The 20447-nt window shown below is 66.7% G+C and carries 18 protein-coding genes; 9 read left to right on the top strand and 9 right to left on the bottom strand.

Annotation, left to right across the window (positions count from 1 at the left end):
* Positions 1–75: 75 nt before the first annotated feature.
* A complete protein-coding gene (locus WKW82_RS21740) occupies positions 76–1386 on the bottom strand; it encodes an acetyl-CoA hydrolase/transferase family protein (protein ID WP_340344419.1) in 1311 nt (436 codons plus the stop codon).
* Positions 1387–1492: 106 nt separating this feature from the next.
* Here WKW82_RS21740 and WKW82_RS21735 point away from each other — a divergent pair, with 106 nt between their 5' ends.
* The 8 genes from WKW82_RS21735 to WKW82_RS21700 all read left to right on the top strand — a co-directional run bounded on the left by WKW82_RS21735 (position 1493) and on the right by WKW82_RS21700 (position 9388).
* A complete protein-coding gene (locus tag WKW82_RS21735) occupies positions 1493–2398 on the top strand; it encodes an SDR family NAD(P)-dependent oxidoreductase (RefSeq protein WP_340344627.1) in 906 nt (301 codons plus the stop codon).
* A 99-nt stretch (positions 2399–2497) separates the two neighbouring features.
* On the top strand, positions 2498–3379 hold the full coding sequence (locus WKW82_RS21730) for a MaoC/PaaZ C-terminal domain-containing protein (RefSeq protein WP_340344418.1): 882 nt from the start codon (positions 2498–2500) through the stop codon (positions 3377–3379).
* A 28-nt stretch (positions 3380–3407) separates the two neighbouring features.
* A complete protein-coding gene (locus WKW82_RS21725; RefSeq protein ID WP_340344417.1) occupies positions 3408–4871 on the top strand; it encodes an OB-fold domain-containing protein in 1464 nt (487 codons plus the stop codon).
* 14 nt (positions 4872–4885) lie between these two features.
* A complete protein-coding gene (locus WKW82_RS21720; RefSeq protein WP_340344416.1) occupies positions 4886–6091 on the top strand; it encodes an acetyl-CoA acetyltransferase in 1206 nt (401 codons plus the stop codon).
* An 18-nt stretch (positions 6092–6109) separates the two neighbouring features.
* Entirely contained in the window at positions 6110–7276 is a 1167-nt protein-coding gene (locus WKW82_RS21715; protein WP_340344415.1) for an acyl-CoA dehydrogenase family protein, read from the top strand.
* Positions 7277–7319: 43 nt separating this feature from the next.
* The gene (locus WKW82_RS21710) at positions 7320–8315 is read left to right on the top strand and encodes a Bug family tripartite tricarboxylate transporter substrate binding protein (protein WP_340344414.1); all 996 of its coding nucleotides are present in this window, start codon (positions 7320–7322) and stop codon (positions 8313–8315) included.
* Between the two features lie 125 nt (positions 8316–8440).
* Positions 8441–8902 (top strand): hypothetical protein, encoded by a 462-nt coding sequence (locus WKW82_RS21705; RefSeq protein WP_340344413.1) that lies wholly within the window; start codon positions 8441–8443, stop codon positions 8900–8902.
* Between the two features lie 72 nt (positions 8903–8974).
* Positions 8975–9388 carry a hypothetical protein gene (locus WKW82_RS21700; protein ID WP_340344412.1) on the top strand — a complete coding sequence of 138 codons (414 nt, stop codon included), beginning with the start codon at positions 8975–8977 and terminating at the stop codon, positions 9386–9388.
* A gap of 72 nt (positions 9389–9460) precedes the next feature.
* Here the strand turns inward: WKW82_RS21700 and WKW82_RS21695 are convergent, their stop codons facing one another.
* The 7 genes from WKW82_RS21695 to WKW82_RS21665 all read right to left on the bottom strand — a co-directional run bounded on the left by WKW82_RS21695 (position 9461) and on the right by WKW82_RS21665 (position 17505).
* Positions 9461–10795: a type II toxin-antitoxin system HipA family toxin gene (locus tag WKW82_RS21695; protein WP_340344411.1), complete on the bottom strand. Its 1335-nt coding sequence runs from the start codon at positions 10793–10795 to the stop codon at positions 9461–9463.
* A gap of 1 nt (position 10796) precedes the next feature.
* Positions 10797–11168, bottom strand: a complete 372-nt coding sequence (locus WKW82_RS21690) for an XRE family transcriptional regulator (RefSeq protein WP_340344410.1) — start codon at positions 11166–11168, stop codon at positions 10797–10799.
* A gap of 76 nt (positions 11169–11244) precedes the next feature.
* Positions 11245–12432 carry an amylo-alpha-1,6-glucosidase gene (locus WKW82_RS21685; RefSeq protein WP_340344409.1) on the bottom strand — a complete coding sequence of 396 codons (1188 nt, stop codon included), beginning with the start codon at positions 12430–12432 and terminating at the stop codon, positions 11245–11247.
* A gap of 51 nt (positions 12433–12483) precedes the next feature.
* Complete coding sequence (locus WKW82_RS21680; RefSeq protein WP_340344408.1) at positions 12484–13455, bottom strand: Bug family tripartite tricarboxylate transporter substrate binding protein; 972 nt, start codon at positions 13453–13455, stop codon at positions 12484–12486.
* A 25-nt stretch (positions 13456–13480) separates the two neighbouring features.
* Positions 13481–14782 carry a phosphopyruvate hydratase gene (gene eno / locus WKW82_RS21675; RefSeq protein WP_340344407.1) on the bottom strand — a complete coding sequence of 434 codons (1302 nt, stop codon included), beginning with the start codon at positions 14780–14782 and terminating at the stop codon, positions 13481–13483.
* 122 nt (positions 14783–14904) lie between these two features.
* Entirely contained in the window at positions 14905–16272 is a 1368-nt protein-coding gene (locus WKW82_RS21670) for a dicarboxylate/amino acid:cation symporter (protein ID WP_340344406.1), read from the bottom strand.
* 144 nt (positions 16273–16416) lie between these two features.
* Positions 16417–17505, bottom strand: coding sequence for a tartrate dehydrogenase (locus tag WKW82_RS21665; RefSeq protein WP_340344405.1), 1089 nt, complete (start codon positions 17503–17505; stop codon positions 16417–16419).
* 112 nt (positions 17506–17617) lie between these two features.
* Between WKW82_RS21665 and WKW82_RS21660 the strand changes: the two genes are divergently transcribed.
* On the top strand, positions 17618–18538 hold the full coding sequence (locus tag WKW82_RS21660) for a LysR substrate-binding domain-containing protein (RefSeq protein WP_340344404.1): 921 nt from the start codon (positions 17618–17620) through the stop codon (positions 18536–18538).
* 334 nt (positions 18539–18872) lie between these two features.
* Here the strand turns inward: WKW82_RS21660 and WKW82_RS21655 are convergent, their stop codons facing one another.
* A complete protein-coding gene (locus WKW82_RS21655; protein ID WP_340344403.1) occupies positions 18873–20426 on the bottom strand; it encodes an AMP-binding protein in 1554 nt (517 codons plus the stop codon).
* Between the last annotated feature and the right edge of the window lie 21 nt (positions 20427–20447).

Raw genomic sequence — 20447 nt, 5'->3', positions numbered from 1 at the left:
ATGATGAAAAGGAGGAGGCGTGCGGCACCTGATGCCGCTCGCCTGTGTGCCGGTCCGCAAACGGACGTTTGCGAATCAGCACGAGCCTCCCTGATTGCGACGACGGGCCCCCAGCGCGGCACCCGCTCGCGGCAACAGCGTAAACGCTTCCCGCTCCAGCGCCTCGCGATGCTCCGGCGCGGCGATGTCGATCATCCGGCGCACGCGCACCGACAGCGGCTGGTCGCGCAGGTCGGCCACGCCGAATTCGGTGACGATGAGCCCGGCGTCGGCGCGCGAGGTGCTCACCGGCCCGCCGAGGTCCAGCACGATGCGGCTGCGCGCGCCCGCACGCGCCGGCAGCCCGACGATCGGCAGGCCGCCGCGGCTGCGGCGCGCGCCGCGCAGGAAATCCACCGCACCGCCGACCGCGCCGACATAGAGGCCGTCGGCCACCTCGGCATTGACCTGCCCGGTCAGGTCGACCTCGATCGCGGCATTGATGGCGACCAGCCGCTCCTGCGCGGCCAGCACATCGGGATGGTGCGTGTATTCGGTGCCGCGCAGACTGAGGTTCGGGTTGCGATGGGCAAAGGCGCGCAGCCGCGGGCCGCCCAGCAGGATGCCGGTCACACCCACGCCTTTGTCCACTGTCTTGCGCGCATGCGTGAGCGCCCCCGATTCGGCCAGCGTCACGATGCCGTCGCCAGCCGCGCCGCTGTGCAGGCCCAGGTCGCGATGGCCGAGCAGCGCGCCGGGTACCGCGTCCGCCACCGCGCCGATGCCCAGTTGCAGCGTCGCGCCGTCTTCGACGAGGCCGGCGATGTGCGCGGCGATGGCTTGTTCGACAGGCCCGCTGCGCGCAACCGGCGCATCGACGATCGGATGGCGTGCGTCGAAGCAGGCCGCGATGCGCTCCGTGCCCAGGCTCAGGCCGCCTTGCAGCTGCGGCAGATCGGGATGCACCTCGACCAGCACCGTGCGCGCCACCTCCAGCGCCGCGCCCAGGTACTCATGTGCCAGGCCCAGCTGGAAGCGCCCGTCCGCGCCGGGCGGTGGCACCTGCAGCATCAGCACGTCGACCTTCAGCGCGCCGCTGTGGATCATCTGCGGCAACTGCGAGTAATGCGCCGGCACCACGTCGAGCACGCCCGCCTGCGCCAGGCCGCGCTGCGACGCGCCGCAGATATAGCCCACGAAGTCCAGGAAATCGGCATGCTCCGGTTGCAGCGTCCCCGCAAATCCCAGCCCGACCCATACGCGCACGCGCCCCTGGCCCGCCAGCGACGCGCGTTGCGCCACCAGCGCCCGCGTCAGCGTGAGGGGTTCGGCCGTGCCCTGGCCCCACATGACGGTGTCGCCGGGGCGGATCCAGTCGTCGAGCACGGGCTCGCCGGGTCGTCTCATTTTAATGCGCTTGTAATTTCTGATCGAAACCTATCATGACATGAAATGATATTTTCGATACTATCGTCCCGAAATAATGCATATCTGGAGACGCACAGTGGCAAACATGATGGAGAACAAGGTCGTCGTCGTGACTGGCGCGGGCAACGGCATCGGGCGCGACATCGCGCTGGCCATGGCAGCGGAGGGCGCGAAGGTGGTGGTCAACGACCTCGGCACCAGCGGCAGCGGCGAAGGCAGCGATGCCGGCCCGGCGCAGGCGGTGGTCAACGAGATCCGCGCGGCCGGCGGCGAGGCGGTGGCCAGCACCGAGAGCGTGTCGGAATGGAACGCGGCCAACCGCATCGTGCAGGCCGCGCTCGACCATTTCGGCCGCATCGACGGCGTGGTCAACAACGCCGGCATCCTGCGCGACCGCATGTTCTTCCGCATGAGCCCGGGGGAGTGGAAGGCGGTCATCGACGTGCACCTCAACGGCAGCTTCTACGTGGCGCGCGCGGCGGCCAACCACTTCAAGGAGCAGGGCAGCGGCGCCTACCTGCACATGACCTCGACCTCCGGGCTGATCGGCAACTTCGGCCAGACCAACTACGCGGCGGCCAAGCTCGGCATCGTCGGCCTGTCGCGCAACATCGCGCTGGACATGCAGCGCTACAACGTGCGCTCCAACTGCATCGCGCCCTTCGCCTGGAGCCGCCTGATCGGCACCATCCCGACCGAGACGCCGGAGGAGAAGCAGCGCGTCGAGCGCATGAAGCGCATGGAGACCGCCAAGATCGCGCCGCTGGTCGTGTACCTGTGCTCGGACGCGGCCAAGGGCGTGTCGGGACAGATCTTCACGGTGCGCGCCAACGAGATCTTCCTGTTCAACCAGATCCGCCCGATGCGCGGCGTGCACCGCAGCGAAGGCTGGACGCCGCAGACGGTGGCGGACCATGCGATGCCGGCGCTGAAGGCTGGCTTCACGCCGCTGGAACGCAGCGCCGACGTGTTCTGCTGGGACCCCATCTGATCCCTCTTCCTCCCTCTCCCGCTGGGAGAGGGCCGGGGTGAGGGCAGCGGCGCCTGCACAAGCACTCATCCACATCCCGCCCCTTCTGGAATCCAGCCAATGTCCATCGACTACCAAAAGCTACGCACCCGCGTCTTCCCCGACGTCGAGCAGACCTACACCTGGAAAGACAGCGCCCTCTACGCCTTGGGCGTCGGCTTCGGCCACGACCCGCTCGACGCGCAACAGTTGCCCTATGTCTACGAGCAGGACATGCGCGCCGTCCCCACCATGCCTGTGGTCCTGGCCACCCCCGGCTTCTGGCTCAAGGACCCCGACTCGGGCGTCGACTGGGTCAAGGTGCTGCATGGCGAGCAGAGCCTCACGATCCACGCGCCAATCCCTGTAGGCGCCACCGTGGTGGGCAAGCTCAAGGTCACATCCATCGTCGACAAGGGGCGTGACAAGGGCGCGCTGCTGGTCTCCGAGCGCACGCTGCATGACAAGGCGAGTGGCACGTTGCTGGCCACACTCGAAGGCCTGACCTTCTGCCGCGGCGACGGCGGCTTCTCCGAGACGCCGGGCAACGGCCCCCCGGGCGGCGACCCCGCCCCCACGCCCAAGCCCGCCACGCCGGACCGCACGCCCGACATCGTCTGCGACCTGCCGACGATGCTCCAATCCGCGCTGCTCTACCGCCTGTGCGCCGACCTCAACCCGCTGCATGCCGACCCGGCCGTGGCGCGCGCGGCCGGCTTCAAGCAGCCGATCCTGCACGGCCTGGCCAGCTTCGGCGTCGCGGGCCATGCCATCCTGCGCACCTGCTGCGACTACGAAGCGGCGCGGCTCACATCGATCGGCCTTCGCTTCGCCAGCCCGATGTACCCCGGCGAAACCCTGCGCACCGAGATCTGGCGCGACGGCACGCGCGTGCAGTTCCGCGCCCGCTCGCTCGAGCGCGACGTGGTCGTGCTGTCGCACGGCACCGCGAGCGTCGCCTGACCTTTTCCTCACACCAGAAAGCCCCAGCATGACGCAGGAACGCGGCATCCTTTCATTCGGCGCCTACATCCCGTGGCGGCGCCTCCAGCGCAAGGCCATCGCAAACGCCAACGTGTGGTTCAACCCGGGGCTCAAAGGCCAGGCGAAAGGCGAACGTGCCATCGCCAACTGGGATGAGGATGCGATCACGATGGGCATCGAGGCGGCGCGTGATTGCCTTGCCGGATTCGATCGTTCGGGCATCACGCAGGCGGTGCTTGCATCGACGACGCACCCGTTCGCAGACAGGCTCAACGTCGGCATCGTCGCCGGTGCGCTGAGCCTCCCGGGCAACGTGGGTGCGCAGGACGCGTCGGGCAGCCTGCGCGCAGGCACATCGGTGCTCCTGCAGGCGCTGCAAGGCGCAGGTCGGACGTTGGTGATGGCCTCCGACAAGCGCCCCGCCAAGGCCGCCAGCACACAGGAGATGGCGTATGGCGACGGCGCGGCAGCGATGCTCGTCGGCACCGGCGAGCCCATCGCCACGCTGCGCGCCGCGCACAGCCAGACGGTCGACTTCGTGCACCAGTACCGCATGCACGACCAGTCGCACGACTACGCCTGGGAGGAGCGCTGGATCCGCGACGAGGGCTACTTCAAGATCGTGCCCTCCGCGGTCACCGCGGCCTTGCAGGCGGCCGGCATCGAGGCATCGGTCGTGGCGCATTTCTGCATGCCCTGCACGCTGCCGCGCGTGGCGGCTGGCGTCGCGAAGAAGATCGGCATCCCCGACGCTGCCGTGCGCGACAACCTCGCATCCACCTGCGGCGACACCGGCGCCGCGCACGCGCTGCTGATGCTCGCGCAGACGCTGGAGACGGCGCAGCCCGGCGACATCATCGTGGTCGCCGCCTTCGGCCAGGGCTGCGATGCGCTGGTGCTGCAAGCCACCGAAGCCATCGCAACGCGACGCCGCGCGCAAGGCAGCGTCAGCGCCGCACTCGCGCGCCGCAGCGAGGACGGCAACTACATGCGCTACCTCACCATCAACGGCCTGGTCGACATCGAGCGCGGCATGCGCGCCGAAGCCGACAAGCTCACGCCGCAAAGCACCGCCTACCGCAACCGCGATGCGCTGCAAAGCCTCATCGGCGGCAAGTGCCGAAGCTGCGGCACCGTGCAATATCCCAAGCAGCGCTACTGCGCCGAGCCCAGCTGCAAGGCACTCGACAGCCAGGACGACCATGGCTTCGCCGAATCACGCGCGACCGTGCTCTCGTACACCGCCGACCTGCTCACCTACAGCCCCGACCCGCCGGCCTGGTACGGCATGGTGCAGTTCGAGGAGGGAGGGCGCTTGATGGCCGACTTCACCGACGTGGCCTCGGTCGACGTGGGCACGCCGATGCGCATGGCCTTCCGCATCAAGGACGTGGATGCCGCGCGCGGCTTCCAGCGCTATTTCTGGAAGGCGCAGCCGGTTCAACAAGCAGCGCCCGCAAAGCAGGACTGACAAGGAGCATCGACATGGCAAGCGGAATCAAGGACAAGGTCGTCGTCCTCGGCATGGGCTGCTCGCGCTTCGGCGAGCGCTGGGACTGCAACGCCGAAGACCTGATGGTCGAGGCATTCGAGGAAGCGCTGGCCGACGCCGGCATCGGGCGCGACCGCATCGAGGCCGCATGGCTGGGCACCGCCATCGCCGAGCAGCATGTCGGCATGTCGTCGGTGCCGCTCGCGATGACGCTGCGGCTGCCCTACATCCCGGTCACGCGCGTGGAGAACTACTGCGCCACCGGCACCGAGGCCTTTCGCGGCGCGTGCTATGCGGTGGCCTCCGGCGCGGCCGACATCGCGCTCGCGCTCGGCGTGGAGAAGCTCAAGGACACCGGCTACGGCGGCCTGCCGCAACGCGGCCGGGGCGCCCTCAACAACCTGCACTGGGCCAACATCTCCGCACCGGGCTCCTTCGCGCAACTGGCCAGCGCCTATCGCGCGAAGCACGGCGTCGATGCAGGCGACCTGAAGCGTGCGATGGCTCACATCTCGGTCAAGAGCCATGCGAACGCCGGCAAGAATTCAAAGGCGCACCTGCGCAATGCGATCAGCGAAGCAGACGTGCTCAACGCGCCGATGGTCGCCGACCCGCTGGGCCTGTACGACTGCTGCGGCGTGTCTGACGGATCGGCCTGCGCCATCGTCACCACGCCGGAGATCGCGCGCAGCCTCGGCAAGAAGGACCTGGTGGCGGTGAAGGCGCTGCAGCTTGCGGTGTCGAACGGCGAGGAGTTGCAGTTGGGCAAATGGGACGGCTCCTACTTCGCCACCACGCGCGTCGCCGCCGCTCGCGCGTACAAGGAAGCCGGCATCACCAAGCCGCGCGAACAGGTCTCGCTGGTCGACGTGCACGACTGCTTCTCGGTCACCGAGTTGGTCACGATGGAAGACCTTCTGCTGTCCGAGGAAGGCAAAGCGATCACCGACGTGCTCGACGGCTTCTACGACGCCGACGGCACGCTGCCCTGCCAGATCGACGGCGGCCTCAAGTGCTTCGGCCACCCCATCGGCGCCTCGGGACTGCGCATGATCTACGAGATGTACCTGCAGCTCAGCGGCCGTGCCGGTGCGCGCCAGCGTGCGTCCAATCCGACCTTTGGCATGACGCACAACCTGGGCGGCTTTCCGAGCCAGAACGTGTCGTCAGTGACCATCGTCGGCGCGTACGGCGCCTGAGCAAGGGAGCGAACAAGCATGAAGCAACGCCCATCCCCGTGGATGACCGAGGAACTCCAACTGCTGGCCGACACCTCCGGCCGCTTCTTCGAGCGCGAGGCCGTGCCGAACGATGCACGTTGGCGTGCTCAGCACGTCGGCGACCGCGACTACTGGAACAAGCTCGGCGCGGCGGGCCTGCTGTGCCTGAGCATCCCCGAGGAATACGGCGGCGGTGGCGGCGACTTCCGGCATGACGCGGTGTTCCTGCATGCGCAGATGCGGGCGATGGTCGGCGGCGGTTCCAACAACGTGCACTCGGCCATCGTCGCGCACTACATCCTGGGCTACGGCACCGAGGCCCAGAAGCGCCGTTGGCTGCCGAAGATGGCGAGCGGCGAGATGGTCGCCGCCATCGCCATGACCGAGCCCGGCGCGGGCACCGACCTGCAGGCGCTGCGCACCTCTGCACGCCGTGACGGCGACCACTACGTCATCAACGGCAGCAAGACCTTCATCACCAACGGCTGGCATGCGGACCTCGTCTGCGTGGTCGCGCGCACCGGCGCGGAAAAGGGTGGCAAGGGCCTGTCGATCATCGTCGTCGAGACGAAGGACCAGCAGGGCTACCGCCACGGCCCGTTGCTCGACAAGATCGGCCAGCACAGCACCGACACCTGCGAACTCTTCTTCGACGAGATGCGCGTGCCCTGCGAGCAACTATTGGGTGCCGAGGAGGGCAAGGGCTTCGCGCAACTCATGAGCCAGTTGCCGCGCGAGCGCCTCATCGTCGCCACCGGCGGCGTCGCCACCATGCAGCGCGCGGTCGAGGAAACGCTGGCCTACGTCAGCCAGCGCAAGGTGTTCGGCGAGACGCTGATGAAGATGCAGAACACGCGCTTCAAGCTCGCCGAATGCCAGACCCACGCCACCATCGCGCAGAGTTTCGTCGACGACTGCATCGTGCGTGCGACCAAGGGCGAGCTCGACCTGCCCACTTCTGCCATGGCCAAGTGGTGGGTCAGCGAGATGGTGTGCAAGGTCATCGACGAATGCCTGCAACTCTTCGGTGGCTACGGCTACATGAACGAATACCCGATCGCGCGCATGTATGCCGATGCGCGCGTGGGTCGCATCTACGGCGGGAGCAACGAGGTGATGAAGGAACTCATCGCGCGGAGCATGGAAGTGCAAGTGCTCGGCTGAGCGTTCCATTCAAAAAAAGACACAAGAGGAGCAGGGACGAGACATGGACAGGCGAAACACATTCAGGATTTCACGCCGCAGCGTGCTGCTGGCCGGCGCAGCGCAGGCAGCGCTCCCGGGCTTGGCCCTCGCGCAATCATCCGAAGCTGCCGGCAAGCCGATTCGCCTGCTCGTGCCCTTCGCAGCGGGCGGCGGTGCCGACGTCGCGGCACGCCAGCTGGCGGTGAAGTTCCAGGACGTCGTCAAGCAAACGGTGGTCGTCGAGAACAAGGCCGGCGCCGACGGCGCGCTCGCGTTGCAGGAACTGCTGCGCAGCAAGGCCGACGGCCACACCATCTGCCTCGCGACATCCAGTGCCTTGTCGTATGTCCCGCACATCCGCCGCACACCGGGCTACACGCTCGACGACTTCGCGCCACTCACGTCCTTCGTGACCTTCACCTTCTTCCTGATGGTGCACGAGAGCATCCCGGGCAAGAACCTCGCGGAGGTGCTCGCGCATGTCCGCGCCAACCCCGGCAAGTACGCGTATGGCGGTGGCAACTCCGCATCGATCATGGCGACCGAGCAGTTGATGGCCAACGCCGGCGTCAACATGATCCGCTCGCCGTACAAGGGCGAAGGCCAGATGACCACCGACCTCATCGGTGGCCGCATCCAGGTGTCATGGGCCACGCCGGCCGTCACGCCCGCATTGCTGAAGGACGGCCGCACGCGCCCGGTGGCAGTGCTGCTGCCCAGGCGCAGCAATGTCATGCCCGAGGTGCCGACGATTGCCGAGGCCGGTTACCCACTGGTCGACATCTCGCCCTGGGGCGGCTTCGTGGCCGCCGCTGCGACGCCCAAGCCCTTGATCGCCAGCCTGTCGCGCGACCTGCGCCAGGTCATATCCAACCCGGAACTCGTGGCCCAGTGCGACAAGTACGGCCTGCTCGCGCAGGCCAGCACGCCGGAGGAGTTCGGGGGCTTTCTCAAGCAACAGTACGTGGCTTGGGGGAACGCGGTGAAGCTGGCGAAGATTCCGATGGAGGACGCATAGCGAGCGGGTACGTCAAGCAAGCCGACGCATGCCTTGGGGGATGCCGGAGCATTCGGGAGAAACGACCTTGGACCAGGCTGCGTCGCTGGGTACGATGCCTGTTCAGCATCACAGGGAGAAATCAAATGAGCATTCGAGCTTTGATCGCGGCTGCCGCAGCGGTAATTGCAGTGCTTGGTTGCACCACGCCGTCATCCCGATCCGTTGCGCCGGTATCGCGCCCTCCCGGCCTGGGTGAAGCCAAGGTGTCGGCGATCGAAGTGTGCAAGCCATCAGGTCAGCGTGCGTACCTCGATCGTCTTCAATGTACCGACGGCTCGATTCCGGCCTATCGGCGAGTTGGCAGCTTCGGCGGACGCAACGAACTTCCGGCCAACCTCACCAAGGAGCAGCAGATCGCTCAACTCGAGCGCAATTTCAGCGGTGCGGCGCTCAAGCCCGGCGAGACTGACTATCACGTCATCGATGGGTACGAGGTGTCATGCGGGCCTGTAAAGCGCATGATCTACATGGACATGTATCACTGCAATCAGGCACCACCCGCCGAGATACCCAGCGGCTTTCAGCTTCGTGGGCCAGGCAAGTAATCCTCAGCCGCCGCATCGTGGCGGATCGTCTTCGGCGCCCGCCGCACAGTTTCGATCAGCATCCACCCGACCATGACGCAGTTCAAACCCCGCCGATCTGCCACCAGGAACTCCATGCTGGGTCGCTCGCAGGATGATGGTCGCGACTACCGGCTGGGCGGCGCCGCAATGGGGTTGTTCATCGGTCTTCTCATGGGCCTGGTGAGTGCTGGCGCGGTGCTTGTCTTGTTCAAGGGCTCCCCATCCTTCGCTCACTTTGTGTTCGGCGGTGGCGCTGCCGGGGTGATCGTGGGCGCGCTGTTTCCAGGAGCGGTTCTCAACGCGTCCGAGGGGACAGTGCACTTCCTCCTCGGCTTCTTCAGCGGCGCTGGCGAGAACTTCGAAATCGAGCAAAGCCGCCATGCGCCGACGTGGCTGCGCATCGTTTTCGGGATCGGCCTGGTGTTGGGGCTTGTCCTTTGCGCGTTCTATTGGCTGTGGGTTTGACGACGTCGCCGACGCCGCGGTGAAGTGAAGCGAGGCTGCTCATCGCCTTGTCTTGGCCCCTGCCGGGACTAACTAACTCTCATTGCGCAGGTCGGTGCGCTGAAATGGGCTTGTGCGCTTTGATCTGGCCCGTGTGGTAGTGAATTGCTTAGGGTCGAAGCGGGTGCGCTGGGCCAGCAGTTCTTCACCGTCGATGCGCTCGGCCAGGCTCGCGATGTCTCGCTGCGTGACGCCGACCGCCGCGAAGTGCGCCTGCCAGCCATTCACGACGTCGATCATCGCGGCCACTTCGAGCGCGGCCTCTGAAGGCAGCAGGCCGAACGCATCGCACTGCGACATCGCGTTTTCTAGCGTCGAGTCCCGACCATCCGCGCCGCAGATGAATTCCTGGAAGCCCTGGCCCGAATTCGTCGGCAGGACGTCGTATGCCGGCGCCAGCTTCAAACGGCCATTCTCGAAAGGGTTGGCGACGAGGAGGGCGTGGTTCTTCTCGTGGTCATCGGTGTTGTCGACGAGGATGTTGAAGACCATGCGACGAAACAGCTCGCGGGCGTCGCGCAGGTTGATGTCGTCCTGGGCAATGCCGATGCGGCGAAGGATTCGCGCCAGTTCGGGATAGCCCATCTCCGGCTCCGCGCCCGATGCGGTGGCCGCCCGGATGGCGGTGCCCGCCGAGATGCTGTGAATCCGCCGGCCCCGATCGCGGTCGAAGCGGCGAATGGCGATCGCGTGTTCGGCGCTGAGGCGGATGACCTGCGTTGTCGCGACAGTGATGCCGGCGCGCTGGGCCAATGTCATCGTCGCATGCTCGATCAGCGGCGTGTCCACAGGCTCGTTGTTGAAGAACTTGATGGCCCACTGCTCGCCATCGATCTCGATGAGGGCCTTGGGCTTTGCGCCACCGAGCGGGCTGCCGCCGCCCGCGATGATCTTTGCTTCCAGCGCGGTGAGCGGTTCCGACGCTTCGATCTTGGCTGCGACTTCGCTGAGCTTCTGCGCATCCCCGATCCGGGGAAGAGGGCCCGTCTCACGCGGGAGGTACTGGCTCGCGGATGTCGAGACGCCGAGCGCGCCGAAGCGATCGTCGCCGGCGTAGTAGAGGTACTCCATCAGGGAGAGGCGCCTGGGCTTGTCGACGAAGCGGATGACCTTCTCGCCCCACCGGTCCGGCCGCGCGTCGTCGACCGCGCCGACTGCACGCTGCGCATCGGTCGACAGGCGGCCCGGCGGCAGGAATTCGCTGTCGACAAGGGGCAGGTCCTCGCTCAGGGCGAAGCCGGTTTCGCGCCACGCCTTGTCGTAGTGCAGTGAGACGCCCTTGCCGGCGGAAACGAGCTTCCGCGCGCCGACGTAGCGCGGTGCAGCCGGGTCGTGCAGGAACCAGAGGTGCAGGTCGTCGAGGCGCATCTCAGGAGTCCTTGGCCCGCTGGCTTGTCATGCGCGCTTCCGCGGAAGCCTGGGCGCGGGCGCGGCCCAGTTCGACGGCCGCGCGGACATCCATTTCGATGGCGCCCTGGTCATGCTCGGGGGCTGCGAGCTTGCCCAGTTCGCCATCGCGCTGGATGAGCCAGAGCGCGGTCGCGACGATGCCGATGCCGACGGAGGGATCACCGGCTTCGAGCCGTTGGAGCGTGGGAACGGAAACGCCCATTCGCCTAGCCCAGGTCTTCAAGGATTCCTTGCGGCGCAGGCGGGCGACTGCCAGGTCAGCGCCGAGTTTGCCGATGGCGGCTGCGGTCGCGGGAGGCAGTTGCAGGAGGGCGCGGGCGGTCTTTGGCATGCATATAGATTATTCCAAAATCGACTATTTTGTAAACATCTATGTGTATTTGCACTTAGTGCACTCCACGGAAACTTCACCAAGCCGCACCACTCCCCTCCAACAACCGCTTGGCCAAGAGAAACGCCGCCGCATTCCAGCTCTGCCCCGCCATCCCCATTGGCGCCAGCGTTTTCCCATGGAACCACTCGGTGAATCGCCAGTCGCCGTGTTCATTGGCCCGCGCAAGCCGCCCCAGTTCAGCCCAGGCCTGTTCGCGCAGGCCCAACTGCGCCAGCGCCATCACCCAGAACCCCCCGACGAAGGGCCAGATGCCGCCGTTGTGGTACTGGTGGACGATGTTCTGCTGGTGCCGACCCATGTAGGCGCGCCACAGGTCGTGATCGCGCGCCAGCGGGTGCAGCACCACGCGCACCGGCCACGGCTCGCTCGCATGCGCGGTGGCGATGGTGTCGACGATGCGGCGGGCCATGTCGGCGTCGGCCAGTCCGCTCTGGATTGCCAGCACGTTGCCGAACACATCGCCCTCGTCGCCGACGAAGGAGAGGTTGACGAAGCTCAGGTACATCCCCGGGTCCTGCCGGCCGCGCCGCGCGTAGTGGCGCAGCAGCCGGGCGCGGTGGTATTCGGGCAGGTCCTGCTGGAAGGGATTGAACAGGTGGTTGAAGTGGTAGAGCGTGTCCTCCGCATGGTCGAGCGCGAAGCGGCGCTTGACGTCGTACCAGAGCGCATTGGTGTAGAGCACGTAGCCTGAGCGCGGCATGATGTCGGCCCAGTCGCTGGCCTCGTTCTGCTGCAGCAATCGGAAGTGCTGGTGCTCCTGCGCCAGCAGCCAGTCGATCGCGCGGCGCACGCCGCCGCCCCAGTGCGCGGGGCCGACGCTGCCGTGGCGGCGCACATGGTCCACCGCGATCAGCCACCACAGCGTGGCGTCGATGCAGCCCAGGTACCAGAAGTCGGCGTCCTGGCCTTCCGGGTCGACGTACTTGGGAATCTGCCCGTTGGCCGCCTGCTGTGCGGCCAGCGCATCGAGGCTGGCCACCGCGCCTTGCTCGAGTTCGGGCAAGCCGCTGCCGCACATCGCCATCACGCAGATCGCCGCATCCCGGCCGAAGATGCGCGTGTAGCGGCGCGCCACCGCCGCCTCGGTCCGGCTGGCGGCCAGGATGCCGTGCGGCGTGAGGTTGGCTTGCAGGAGATCGAGCGAGGCCTGGGCGCAGGTGTCGATCAGTGCGCGCGTGGCGGGGGAGTCGAGGTGGGTCATGAGGATGCGGCTGCAAGGTCAGCCGGCATTCTCGACCCATTGCGCAGCGTTTCAGTCGATGGCGACCTTCGCGTCTTTCACGAGCTTCGCGTACTTGGCGGTGTCATCCTTGATCTGCGTCGCCATCTGCGCGGGCGTGTCGCCGACCGGCTCGGCGCCGATCTCGTCCATGCGCTTCCTGAACTCCGGCGACTGGATGATCTTCACCATCTCGGTGTTGAGTTTGGCGACGATGTCCTTCGGTGTGCCGGCCGGCGCCAGCACGCCGAACCATGTGCCCTGGTTGAAGTCTTTCAGCCCCGACTCCGCCAGCGTCGGCACGTCGGGCAGCGTGGTCGAGCGCTTGGCCGTCGTCACGGCCAGCGCGCGCAGTTTGCCGCCCTTGATGTGCTGGACCACCGGCGTCAGCGTGTCGAAGGACATGTCGACCTGGCCGCCGAGCAGGTCCGTCGTGAGCGGCGCGCTGCCCTTGTACGGCACATGCAGGATGTCCACGCCGGCCAACGCCGCGAACTGCGTGCCGATCAGGTGCTGCACGGTGCCGTTGCCGTTGGAGCCGTAGGTGAGCTTGCCCGGCGAGGCCTTGGCGAGCGCGATCAGCCCCTTGACGTCGGTCGCCGGGGACTTCGCATTGACCACCAGCACATTCGGCACCAGCGCGACCGTGGTGACCGGCGCGAAGCTCTTTTCGAAGTCATACGGCAGCTTCTTGTAGACGCTGGTCGCGATGGTGTGATGCACCGCGCCCATCAGCAGCGTGTAGCCATCGGGCTTGGCCTTGGACACGTAGTCGGCGCCGAGCGTCGCGCCGGCGCCGGGCTTGCTCTCGACGATCACCGGCTGGCCCAGGCTTTGCGAGAGGCTGGTGGTCAGCGAACGAGCGAGCGCGTCCGAACTGCCGCCCGGCGGGAACGGCACGACGAGCGTGATCGCCTTGGTCGGCCAGGCCTGGGCCGCTGCGATGGATGTCGCAAGGCCAAGGGCCAGTGCGGTCAGGGTGGTGCGGGGAGCGAGCTTGAACATGGTTGTCTCCTACGTTGGGTTGGGTCTACGAAAGCACGGCGGACAGCGAGCGCGCGAACGCATCCCGTCCGGCAAAGGTGGCGGCCTGGCCCAGCTCTGCCTCGATGAGGAGCAGGCGGTTGTACTTGGCCATGCGGTCGGAGCGGCACAGCGATCCGGTCTTGATCTGCGTGGCCGCGGTGCAGACGCTGAGGTCGGCGATGGTGGTGTCCTCGGTCTCGCCGGAGCGGTGCGAGACGACCGATGAATAGCCCGCTTCATCGGCCATCGCGATGGCGGCAAGCGTTTCGGTCAGCGTGCCGATCTGGTTCGGCTTGATGAGGATCGAGTTGGCCGCGCCGCGCGCGATGCCCTGCTGCAGGATCTCGGTGTTGGTGACGAACAGGTCGTCGCCAACGAGTTGCAGGCGGCGGCCGAGCTTTGCGGTCAGCAGTTCCCATCCGTCCCAGTCGGCCTCGGCCATGCCGTCCTCGATGGTGACGATCGGGTAGGCATCGACCCACTTCCCGAGGTAGTCGGCAAAGCCCGCGGAATCGAAGCGCTTGCCTTCCGACGCAAGCTCGTAGAAGCCGTTCTTGTGGAACTCCGAGCTGGCGACATCCAGCCCCAGCGCGATGTCCTGCCCGGCCTTGAAGCCGGCGCTCTCGATGGCGGCGAGGATGACTTCGATGGCCGCTTCGTTCGACGGCAGGTCGGGAGCGAAGCCGCCTTCGTCGCCCACCGCGGTGGAGAGGCCGCGGCGCTTCAGCAAGGCCTTCAGCGAATGGAAGACCTCGACGCCCCAGCGCATCGCCTCGGAGAAGCGCGGCGCACCGACCGGCACGATCATGAACTCCTGCATGTCGACGTTGTTGTCTGCATGCGCACCGCCGTTGATGATGTTCATCATGGGCATCGGCAGCACGGGCTTGCGAGGGCCGGCAAGGTGGCGGTACAGCGGCAGGCCCTTCGATTCGGCCGCGGCCTTGGCCAGGGCCAACGACACGGCAAGGATCGCGTTGGCGCCGAGGCGCGCCTTGGTCGGCGTGCCGTCGAGCGCGATCATCACGCGGTCGATCGCGGCCTGGTCATCGGCGACGCGGCCGACCAGAGCCTTGTGCAGCTCGTCGTTGACGTGCCCCACCGCCTTCGTCACGCCTTTGCCGAAGTAGCGCTTCGGATTGCCGTCGCGCAGCTCGATGGCTTCGCGTGCACCGGTGGATGCGCCCGAGGGCGAGGCTGCGAAACCGCGTGAGCCATCCGATAGCAGAACCTCGGCAGCTACGGTGGGGTTGCCGCGGGAGTCGAGCAGCTCGAAGCCGCGAATCTGTTGGATCGTTGTCGTCATGATGGGTCCTGTTCAGGTCTGCGCGATGCGCAGGATGTGGGTGGTGCCGGAAATGCCGAGAGAGGGCATACCGGCGGAAATCACGAGTGCCTGGCTGGCATGAAGCGCCGTGGCACGACGGCTCATGCAGCGATGCGAACGGTGGCGGGATTCGCCGCGTCGACCGGCACAAGCAAAGGCTTCACCTTGTCGCTGTCCTCATCGCCTTCATAGAGCCCGTGCAGGTCTTCCGGATCGCTCTTGCCATCCAGCACCTGGGTAAGCCGGTCGCGGTCCACGGCACCGACCCAGCGGGCGATGGCCAGGGTGCCGACCGCATTGCCGATCGTGTTGGTGATGGCCCGCGCTTCCGACATGAAGCGGTCCACGCCCAGCAGCAGCACCATGCCGGCGACGGGGATCTTGCCCATCGAGGCCAGCGTCGCCGCCAGCGTGATGAAGCCGGAACCGGTCACACCCGCCGAGCCCTTCGAGGTCAGCAGCAGCACGCCGAGCACCACGAACTGGTCGGTCATCGTCAGCGGCGTGTTGGTAGCCTGTGCGATGAAGATCGCGGCCATCGTGTAGTAGATGCACTGGCCGTCGGGGTTGAAGGTCAGGCCGGCCGGCACGACCAGGCCCACCACCGGCTTCGACACGCCCGCATGCTCCAGCTTGCGCATCAACTGCGGCACCACCGATTCCGACGAGCTCGTGCCCAGCACGGTGAACAGCTCGTCCTTGATGTACTTGAGGAACTTCCACAGGCTGAAGCCGGAGAGCTTGGAGATCGCACCCAGCACCAGCGTGATGAACAGGAAGCAGGTGATGTACATCGTGCCCATCAGCTTGCCGAGCGACAGCACCGAACCCAGCCCGTACTTGCCGACCGTGAAGGCCATCGCGCCGAACGCCGCCAGCGGTGCGAGCCGCATGATCATGCCGACCACCGAGAACACGCCGTGCGTGAACGAATCCAGGAAGTCCACCACCGGCTTGGCACGCGGCCCGATGTGCGAGAGCGCCACGCCGAACATCGTGGCGAACACGAGGATCTGCAGGATGTCGTTCTTGGCCAGCGCGTCGACGATGCTGGTAGGCACCAGGTGCAGCACGAACTCGACGAAGCCTTCGGGCTTGGCCGCGGCGGCCGTGTAGCTGGCGATGGCCTTGGTGTCGAGTTGCGTGGCGTCGATGTTCATGCCGTGGCCGGGCTGGAACACGTTGACCACCAGCAGGCCGAGCAGCAGCGCGAAAGTCGACAGCACCTCGAAGTAGATGAGCGCCCGCACGCCGACGCGGCCGAGCTCCTTCATGTTCTCCATGCGGGCGATGCCGAGCACCACCGTCGCGAAGATGATCGGCGCGAAGACCATCTTGATGAGCTTGATGAACACATCGCCGAAGGGCTTGAAGTCCGTCGCGAGGTTGGGCCAGAAGATGCCCAGCAGCACCCCGGCGAACACGCCGATGAGCACTTGCACGTAGAGTTTTCCGAGGTAGCGGCGCATGTTTTGTCTCCGGGTGTTGGTGTGGGCGCGAGCGGGCCCCCGCGGCGCTTGGCGGCCGCTTCGAAGGGGCGAGGCGCGGCGCGTTGCGCCGGCCTGTTCAGGTACTGGAAGTCACCCCGGCAAGTCGCCGGGGCGGGCAGGCGCTCAGGCCGCCTTGCGCTGGGCGCTGGCTGCGACCTGGCCGCACACGGCCTTGGTCACATCGGCCGTGGTGGCCTTGCCGCCGAGGTCGCGGGTGTGCAGGGACTTGTCGGCGGTGACCTTCTCGATCGCAGCCATCACGCGCTGCGCCGCTTCGGTCTCGCCGAGGTGTTCCAGCAGCATCACCACCGACCAGAAGGTGCCGACCGGATTGGCCAGGCCCTTGCCCATGATGTCGAAGGCCGAGCCGTGGATGGGCTCGAACATCGAGGGATAGCGTCGCTCCGGATCGATGTTGCCGGTGGGCGCGATGCCCAGGCTGCCGGCCAGTGCGGCGGCCAGGTCGCTCAGGATGTCGGCATGCAGGTTGGTCGCGACGATGGTGTCGAGCGAGGCCGGGTTGTTGATCATGCGGGCGGTCGATGCGTCGACCAGTTCCTTGTCCCACTTGACGTCCGGGAACTCCTTGCTGATCTGCAGCGCGATCTCGTCCCACATCACCATCGCATGGCGCTGCGCGTTGCTCTTGGTGATGACGGTCAGCAGCTTGCGGGGACGCGACTGGGCCAGCTTGAAGGCGAAGCGCATGATGCGTTCGACGCCGGCACGGGTCATCATCGACACGTCGGTGGCGGCCTCGATCGGATGGCCCTGGTGCACGCGGCCGCCGACGCCGGAGTATTCGCCTTCGGAGTTCTCGCGGACGATGACCCAGTTCAGGTCGTCCGGGCCGCAGCGCTTGAGCGGGCCGTCGATGCCGGGGAGGATGCGCGTCGGGCGCACGTTGGCGTACTGGTCGAAGCCCTGGCAGATCTTGAGGCGCAGGCCCCAGAGGGTGATGTGGTCGGGGATGTGCGGGTCGCCGGCGGAGCCGAACAGGATCGCGTCCTTGTCGCGCAGTGCGTCGAGGCCGTTGTCCGGCATCATCACGCCGTGGGCGCGGTGGTAGTCGCCGCCCCAGTCGAAGTTCTCGAATTCGAACTGGAAATTACCGCTGCCAGCGGCCAGGGCTTCGAGGACCTGCTGGCCGGCAGGAACGACTTCCTTGCCGATGCCGTCGCCAGGGATGGTTGCAATCTTGTACGTCTTCATGGTGTGTCTCCGGGGTGGTGGTTGGGGTGGAGTGAATGTAAGAACTGGACACCCTTTGCGACCGGGCCTAAAGTGAATCCATTCTTCACCTGAATTCAACAATGGAGCGGCCATGTCCAGTGAAGTGCAACCCGCCGATCTCGGCTTCTTCTCCACGCTGGCCAGCGCCGGCAGCCTGAGCGCCGCGGCGCGTGAGCTGGGCATCACCACGCCGGCGGTTAGCAAGCACCTGGCGCTGATGGAGCAGCGCATCGGCGTGTCGCTGGTCAACCGCACGACGCGGCGCATGAGCCTCACGCCCGAGGGCGAGCTGTACCTGGAACATGCGCGGCGCATCCTCGGTGACATCGACAGCATGGGTGAGTTGCTCGGTGTGTCGAAGGCCACGCCAAAGGGCCTGCTGCGCGTCAACGCCACATTGGGCTTTGGGCGCAGCCACGTGGCGCCGCTGATCTCGAAGTTCGTGCGCGAGTATCCGCAGGTGGAGGTGCAGTTGCAGTTGTCGGTGAACCCGCCGCCGTTGACGGAGGATGCGTTCGATGTCTGCATCCGGTTTGGCGCGCCGCCCGATTCGCGGGTGATCGCGCGGCACATTGCGGCCAACCGAAGGCTGCTGTGCGCCGCGCCAGCCTATCTGGCAAAGCACGGCATCCCGAAGGTGCCGAACGACCTGACGAAGCACAACTGCATCGGCATCCGGCAAGGGGAGGAGGCCTATGGCGTGTGGCGCCTCTCAAGCGGAAGGGGTCGCAGCGCAAACACCGAAGCCGTCAAGACGCGCGGCAACCTCGCCACCAACGATGGCGAGATTGCCGTGAACTGGGCGCTCGATGGCCACGGCATCCTGATGCGCGCGGAGTGGGACATCGAGCGCTACCTGCAAAACGGCCGGCTTGTCCGTGTCCTGCCGCAGTACGACACGCCGGATGCGGACATCCATGCGGTGTATCCGCAGCGGCACCAGCTTGCGGCGCGCGTGCGCGCGTTCGTCGACTTCGTGGCGCTGGCGTTCAAGGAGCAGGCTGCCGGTTGAAGTACCCCCATTCGTTCTCTGGCGCCCAAGATGCCTAGGAGTCTGGCGCGTGATCGCGCCGACGGCGTACTCTGCTCCGCGAATGTCCGCCGCCGACAGCCTGCGGCTGCCGGCGCCTACTTTATTTCGCTGCGCAGAGCACGCCATCGACGCGAACCGTACGCGCGGTCGTTGTTCTGCCCACGCTGGAACGCCGCGGGTCGCTTCACGTGCCGGGGGCATCGGGTGTCCCCCGCAGCGAAACAAGGGAGGAGCCGAAGGCAGGGGACATCCGCGGAGGGGGATGCCGGGTGGCCTCGGTACGCGCCTCAGCCGCCAAGCTCCGCAGAAAAGCTCAGGCGCCGACCGCAGCCACGCCTTGCGCGTATTGCTCCATCAGCACCCGCTTGTACAGCTTGCCGTTCTCCTGCCGCGGCAGCGCCGTCGTGAAGTCCACGCTGCGCGGGCATTTCAGATGCGCGATGTGCTCGCGGCAATACGCCATCAACGCCTGCGCCAGTTCATTGCTCGCGCCCGCCGGATCGTTGAGCTCGACCACCGCCTTCACCTCTTCGCCGAACTCCGCATGCGGCACGCCGATCACCGCCACGTCGCGCACGCTCGTATGCCCCGCGAGCAGGTTCTCGATCTCCTGCGGATAGATGTTCACGCCGCCCGACAGGATCAGGTCGGTGCGCCGCCCGGAGAGGTAGAGGTACCCATCCGCGTCCAGATGCCCGATGTCGCCATACGTCGCGCGGCCTTTCGCGTCGTAGGCGGCAGCGGTCTTTTCGGGATCGTTGTGATACACGAAGCGCGGCGTGCCGGAGAAGTAGATCGCGCCCTGCTCACCCGCCGGCAGGTCCTCGCCATCCGCGCCGACGATGTGCACGGTGCCCAGCGTCGCACGCCCGACCGAGCCCGGACGCTGCAAGGCCTCGTCGCTGTAGAGCGCAGTCAGGCCGATGGTCTCGGAGCCGCCGTAGTACTCGGTCACCACCGGTCCCCACCATTCGATGGTGCGGCGCTTGACATCGGGCGGGCAGGGGGCAGCGGCATGGATGAACATGCGCATGCTGGAGAGGTCGTAGCGCTTGCGTACCGCCTCGGGCAAGGCCAGCATGCGGATCATCATGGTCGGCACCCACTGGCTGTGCGTCGCACGGTGCTGCTCGACCAATGCGAGCGCGCGCTCGGCATCGAAGCGCGGCATCACGACGACGGTCCCGCCGATGTCGATGATGCGGTTGGTGAAGCGCATCGGCGCCGCGTGGTAGAGCGGCGCGGGCGAAAGGTAGATGCTGTTGCGCGTCACGAGGTAGGTGTCGCGCCAGGCGGCGAAGTCGAAGGCTTCCTTGAAGCGGTCCTCGTGCGCGATCATCGGCCGCCGGATGCCCTTGGGCTTGCCGCTGGTGCCAGAGGAGTAGAGGAACTCGCGGCCCACGGGGCGCGGTGGCAGCGGGGCCTCGGGGTCGAAGCGGTCTCGTTGTGCAGGCACGGACACATCGGCCGGCGCGCTGTCGTCGAGCACGAAGCAGGCGCCGGGCCACTGGCTGCTGGCGATGACCTCGCGTGCCAGCGCGGCCAGCGTCGGCGTCGTGACGAGCACCCGCGCACCGCAGTCCTTCAGCACATAGGCGATCTCTGCCGGCTTGAGATGCCAGCTGATCATCGTGTAGTAGAGCCCCGTGCGCCGGGCGCCCCAGGCCAGCTCGAAGAACTCGGCTCGGTTCTCCATCAGCATCGCGATGCTGTCGCCGGCCTGCAGACCCAGCGACACCAGCCATTGCGCCACCTGCGCGGAACGTCGATGCAGTTGCAGGTGCGTCATCGGCGCTGCGGCGCCCTCCATCCACACGGCGGGCTTGTCCGGGTTCTCCAGGGACCAGCGCTCCAGGTTGTCCAGCACGTTCTCGTCTCCTTCTTGTTG

The organism is Variovorax rhizosphaerae (assembly GCF_037889975.1).
Lineage (GTDB): Bacteria > Pseudomonadota > Gammaproteobacteria > Burkholderiales > Burkholderiaceae_C > Variovorax > Variovorax rhizosphaerae.
The sequence above is the reverse complement of the archived record's forward strand: the minus strand, read 5'-3'. Positions and strand labels throughout refer to the sequence as shown.

What these genes read in the sequence shown, in the direction of transcription:
- WKW82_RS21740 (WP_340344419.1), bottom strand. Translation starts at nt 1,386, where the DNA reads ATGAGACGACCCGGCGAGCCCGTGCTCGACGACTGGATCCGCCCCGGC.
- WKW82_RS21735 (WP_340344627.1), top strand. Translation starts at nt 1,493, where the DNA reads ATGATGGAGAACAAGGTCGTCGTCGTGACTGGCGCGGGCAACGGCATC.
- WKW82_RS21730 (WP_340344418.1), top strand. Translation starts at nt 2,498, where the DNA reads ATGTCCATCGACTACCAAAAGCTACGCACCCGCGTCTTCCCCGACGTC.
- WKW82_RS21725 (WP_340344417.1), top strand. Translation starts at nt 3,408, where the DNA reads ATGACGCAGGAACGCGGCATCCTTTCATTCGGCGCCTACATCCCGTGG.
- WKW82_RS21720 (WP_340344416.1), top strand. Translation starts at nt 4,886, where the DNA reads ATGGCAAGCGGAATCAAGGACAAGGTCGTCGTCCTCGGCATGGGCTGC.
- WKW82_RS21715 (WP_340344415.1), top strand. Translation starts at nt 6,110, where the DNA reads ATGAAGCAACGCCCATCCCCGTGGATGACCGAGGAACTCCAACTGCTG.
- WKW82_RS21710 (WP_340344414.1), top strand. Translation starts at nt 7,320, where the DNA reads ATGGACAGGCGAAACACATTCAGGATTTCACGCCGCAGCGTGCTGCTG.
- WKW82_RS21705 (WP_340344413.1), top strand. Translation starts at nt 8,441, where the DNA reads ATGAGCATTCGAGCTTTGATCGCGGCTGCCGCAGCGGTAATTGCAGTG.
- WKW82_RS21700 (WP_340344412.1), top strand. Translation starts at nt 8,975, where the DNA reads ATGACGCAGTTCAAACCCCGCCGATCTGCCACCAGGAACTCCATGCTG.
- WKW82_RS21695 (WP_340344411.1), bottom strand. Translation starts at nt 10,795, where the DNA reads ATGCGCCTCGACGACCTGCACCTCTGGTTCCTGCACGACCCGGCTGCA.
- WKW82_RS21690 (WP_340344410.1), bottom strand. Translation starts at nt 11,168, where the DNA reads ATGCCAAAGACCGCCCGCGCCCTCCTGCAACTGCCTCCCGCGACCGCA.
- WKW82_RS21685 (WP_340344409.1), bottom strand. Translation starts at nt 12,432, where the DNA reads ATGACCCACCTCGACTCCCCCGCCACGCGCGCACTGATCGACACCTGC.
- WKW82_RS21680 (WP_340344408.1), bottom strand. Translation starts at nt 13,455, where the DNA reads ATGTTCAAGCTCGCTCCCCGCACCACCCTGACCGCACTGGCCCTTGGC.
- eno (WP_340344407.1), bottom strand. Translation starts at nt 14,782, where the DNA reads ATGACGACAACGATCCAACAGATTCGCGGCTTCGAGCTGCTCGACTCC.
- WKW82_RS21670 (WP_340344406.1), bottom strand. Translation starts at nt 16,272, where the DNA reads ATGCGCCGCTACCTCGGAAAACTCTACGTGCAAGTGCTCATCGGCGTG.
- WKW82_RS21665 (WP_340344405.1), bottom strand. Translation starts at nt 17,505, where the DNA reads ATGAAGACGTACAAGATTGCAACCATCCCTGGCGACGGCATCGGCAAG.
- WKW82_RS21660 (WP_340344404.1), top strand. Translation starts at nt 17,618, where the DNA reads ATGTCCAGTGAAGTGCAACCCGCCGATCTCGGCTTCTTCTCCACGCTG.